Below are 4134 nucleotides of genomic sequence, written 5' to 3' on the forward strand. Positions count from 1 at the left end.
AATTCAGACCGAAATCAGGTACGTCAATCTGTTTCGCCAAGCCCAGTCTGGCGATGCAATGTCTTCTAGCCGTTCGCTATCTCCTGCAATCCACTCAGGTCGCAAAGCTCGATCCGGCCATAACCTACGCGGATAAGCCCGTCCCGCTCGAACACGGACAAATGAAAATTCACGGTCTTGCGAGTGACGCCTATCATTTCTCCAAGCATTTCCTGGCTGATCTTGATGACCGGTGCTTTGTCTGATTGATCTCCCCTGGCGGTAGCCAAAAGGCGCGCCGCGATGCGTTCGCGGGGGCGCAGGGAGATGACGTCTGCCGCCATCTGCAACGTGCTGCGCATCGCAGCATAAGCGAAACCGGCAATAGCGCGCCAGATTTCGGGTGAACGCTCGGCTACCCGATCAAGGGCGCTTTCGGAAATCTCCAACAATGTGCTCGGCTCGGCACAGACAGCGGTCACCAGCCGTGGCCCGCCACTATAGCGTGTCGCATGACCAAGCACCGAGCCGGGTTCGGCAAAACCAATCATTGTCATTCGATCATCTAGCGCGGCGTAGTAGGAGTGCAGCAAGCCATCGATCACGACGAAAAGGCCATTACGATCGTCGCCTTCGGCCTGTGCCCATTCGCCGATATTCAGGCGCATCAAACGCCCTTCCGTCACGAGACTTTCAGCCAGCTTGGGCGGATAATCCTTCAGCCATGCAGCCTCCCTCAATACCTGCAGCGCCAAATCTTGCTCATTTCTTTTCATCACTGAATTGTAACTATAGTGACAGTGCGCTGCAAGGAAATACAGTATTCATGCCTAATAATAAATTGAGAGGATGGGCCATGGCTGCGAACGCAGGCAATGAAAGGGTGATACGGATCGGGGGCGCGACAGCGTCCTTCTCCGACACCGCACTCTCCGTGCCCCAACTGCTCGCGGGCGGGCAGCTGGATTATCTGATCTTCGATTATCTTGCCGAAGGATCGATGGGTATATTTGGTCGGATGCAGGCGGCGGATCCAGCGGCCGGTTTCGGCACAGACTTTCTGACGGTGCATGTCGGTCCGCATCTTCATGAAATCGCGGCACAAGAATTGAAAATCGTCGCGAATGCTGGCGGCGTCAATCCGGCAGGGCTGGCTTCCGCGCTCGAGCAGATGATCCGGGACAAGGGGCTATCGCTCAGCGTGGCCTACGTGGAGGGCGACGATCTACGTGATCAAGTTACGGAACTGCGCGCGGCCGGGCATTGTGATATGTTTGTTGGCACGCCGTTTCCTGATAATGTGGTGAGCGCCAACGCCTATTTTGGCGCATTCCCGATCGTCGCCGCGCTGGCCAAGGGCGCGGACATCGTCATTACAGGGCGAGTCGTCGATAGCGCGGTGGTGCTGGGGCCGCTCATCCACGAATTCGGCTGGGGCACGGACGATCTGGATTTGCTCGCGGCGGGGACGCTGGCGGGTCATTTGCTGGAATGCGGGGCACAGGTCTCGGGCGGGACGTTCACAGACTGGCGCGATGTGCCCGATTGGGCGAATATTGGATATCCGATCGGCGAATGTCATTCCGACGGCACGATAGTAATCACCAAGCCGGAAGGAACCGGCGGATTGGTATCAATCGGCACGGTGGCCGAACAAATCCTGTACGAAGTGAGCGACCCAGCGGACTATATCGTCGCCGACGTGCGATGCGATTTCAGCGAGGTGCGGCTGGAGCAGATCGGAGACAATAGAGTGCGCGTCAGCGGTGCAAAAGGCCGCGCGCCGACCGAAACCTACAAAGCCTGTATAACCTTTGACGGGGGCTGGCGAACGATCGCCTATCAGCCGATCATTGGCGAAGACGCCGCCGAAAAAGCTGCCCGACAGGCCGAGGCCTTATTCGCTCGTGGCCGGACGCTGCTACGCGCACGCAACCTTCCCGATTTCACGCTAACGGAGAATGTGCTGATTGGCGGCGAAGCCAGTTTTGGCGCACACGCAAACCATCGTGGATCGCGCGAAGTGATCAGCAAGCTGGTCGTCGATCATCCTGACCAGGAAGGCGCTGGCATTTTTGCGCGCGAGCAATGGGCAGGCATTTCCGGGATGTCAGTAGGCACCTCGATCAATCTGGCGACACATGTATTGCCAATGACAGGCGTGTTCCTGTTCTTGCTCGACAAGCAGGGGATTACACCAACGATGACTATCGACGGTGTCACGCACGATTTACCAGTGGCCGAAGGAGTGCCTGCTTTGGAGAGCCCTCCCGCCAACCTGATCGTAACACCGGCGCCGTCCCAGAAAGGTGACGTCGATGTAGATCTCGTTCGACTGGCCTGGGCGCGCAGCGGTGACAAAGGTCATTTGTTCAATGTCGCGGTCATCGCGCGCAGGCCGGAATATCTGCCTTATCTACGCGCCGCGCTAACGCCCGAGGCATTGGGCGAATGGTATCGTCATATGGGGCCGGACGGACAGGCTCCAAATGTCGATGGCTATGACGTGCCGGGCCTCCACGCTCTCAATTTCGTGATCCACGATGCTCTCACGGGGGGGATTAACGCCAGTACCCGCCTCGATCCCGCAGCCAAGGGAATGGCGCAAATGCTGCTGCGTTTCCCGATATCCGTTCCCTCCGCGCTCGCAGCGGAATTTACCGAAAGCGCCTCATCCCGTGGAGAATGAAATGCCCGATTATTCCTATCTCATGCAGGGAATCCAAAAGGTTCCGACAAAGAGCAGCGTTCTCGTGAGTTCGTCCAAATATCTAAACGATGCGCGTGTGCGCGATTGGGTCTCAACGCATTTGTTGCGGCGAAACGGATCCGATGTGCCGACACCGTCAGATTCGATCCAGCTCGTGCAGATTTTGCGCGAAGTTCAGGACATCGACCACATTAACGGCTTGATTGCCGCCGAGCGTGAGAAAAATCCCGAGCTTGACGCGTGGTTCAAGGAAGGCTTCATCTCGACGTTCGGTCTTGAGGACCTCAAAAAATATGACCCCGAAACCGTCGGCGGGATTTTTTATACGCAGCTGAGCAACAATGCGCTCGACGTGAATATCGTGCCGCCATTTACTCCAAAGAACGACTTCGAATATTTTAATCTACGCGCCGGGCAGACTCATGATCTGGAACATATTCTCGGCGGCGGCGGATTCGATTTTATCGGCGAACTGGTGCCCTATTACATGCGGCTGACCAACTTGTTCGTCCATATGAGCCCGGAACTTGCAGGCGAATTGTCTGCTTTCTCGATCTTTGGATCGACCCGCATCATCACGCGGGCGGTGCTGCATTATCCCCAGACGTGGCTGATCACCCAGAATGCGATGGAGCGCGGCGCGAAAGTCGGCCGGGAATCGGCACCCCTCTACATGATGCGTTTCGAAGACGTCTTTGCGATGACCCTTGATGATGCACGCGAGACTCTTGGAGTCCAAGGTGTCGAAATGGTGGATACTGCCGCGGCCTCGGCTGAGTGGAATTGATATAAGGAACCTTAAGATGGAAGCTCCGAAAAGAAGCAACCCCATGCTCGAAAAGCTGGCCCCGCGGCCAGGCCGCTATCCGCTTATTCCAGAACTCAAACCGCGTCAGGAACTGGCGCTGCTGTGCCGGGCGCTGCACCGTGAGGGCTATGACGATCATATTGCCGGGCATATCACCCTCGCTCAGCCGGATGGTACCTTTCTGGTCAATCCATGGGAACTAGCATGGGACGAGTTGACTGCTTCCGACATCATCCGTGTGGACGGCGAAGGAGCGGTGGTCGAGGGCGAATGGAACGTTACTCCGGCGATCGGACTGCATCTGGCGGTGCATCGGCGTCGGCACGATCTGAAAGTGGTCATTCATAATCATTCGCGTTGGGGGCTGGTGTGGTCGGCTTCAGGGCGCGTGCCGCCGGTTTATGACCAGACATCGGGTCAGGTTGAAGGAGATCCGGTTTTCTATGACGAATATGCCGGGACGGTCGACGGGGCTTCGGAGGCCGAGGCTGCAGCCGAAGCACTCGGCGAGGCAAAATGGGCTCTCCTGAAGAATCACGGTGTGTTCGTCGTCGCCAAGGATATTCGCCAGGCGCATTTGCGCGCAATCACCCTGGAGCATCGCTGTCGGCTGGCGTGGCAGGTCGAAACGCTGGGC

The 4134-nt window shown here is 57.3% G+C and carries 4 protein-coding genes; 3 read left to right on the plus strand and 1 reads right to left on the minus strand.

The features are described 5' to 3' along the window. Positions 1 to 65 precede the first annotated feature (65 nt). Entirely contained in the window at positions 66 to 755 is a 690-nt protein-coding gene (locus tag ACESNI_RS18380) for a Crp/Fnr family transcriptional regulator (protein ID WP_373089741.1), read from the minus strand. 80 nt (positions 756 to 835) lie between these two features. Here ACESNI_RS18380 and ACESNI_RS18385 point away from each other — a divergent pair, with 80 nt between their 5' ends. The 3 genes from ACESNI_RS18385 to ACESNI_RS18395 form a co-directional block, all read left to right on the plus strand. Next, positions 836 to 2668 (plus strand): acyclic terpene utilization AtuA family protein, encoded by a 1833-nt coding sequence (locus ACESNI_RS18385; protein WP_373089735.1) that lies wholly within the window; start codon positions 836 to 838, stop codon positions 2666 to 2668. Between the two features lies 1 nt (position 2669). Continuing rightward, positions 2670 to 3476, plus strand: a complete 807-nt coding sequence (locus tag ACESNI_RS18390) for a Coq4 family protein (protein ID WP_373089737.1) — start codon at positions 2670 to 2672, stop codon at positions 3474 to 3476. Beyond that, positions 3430 to 4134 (plus strand): class II aldolase/adducin family protein (locus tag ACESNI_RS18395; RefSeq protein ID WP_373089739.1); only part of this gene is annotated, 705 nt, incomplete at its 3' end. The genes ACESNI_RS18390 and ACESNI_RS18395, both read left to right, overlap by 47 nt.

Source organism: Sneathiella sp. (assembly GCF_041689005.1).
GTDB lineage: Bacteria > Pseudomonadota > Alphaproteobacteria > Sneathiellales > Sneathiellaceae > Sneathiella.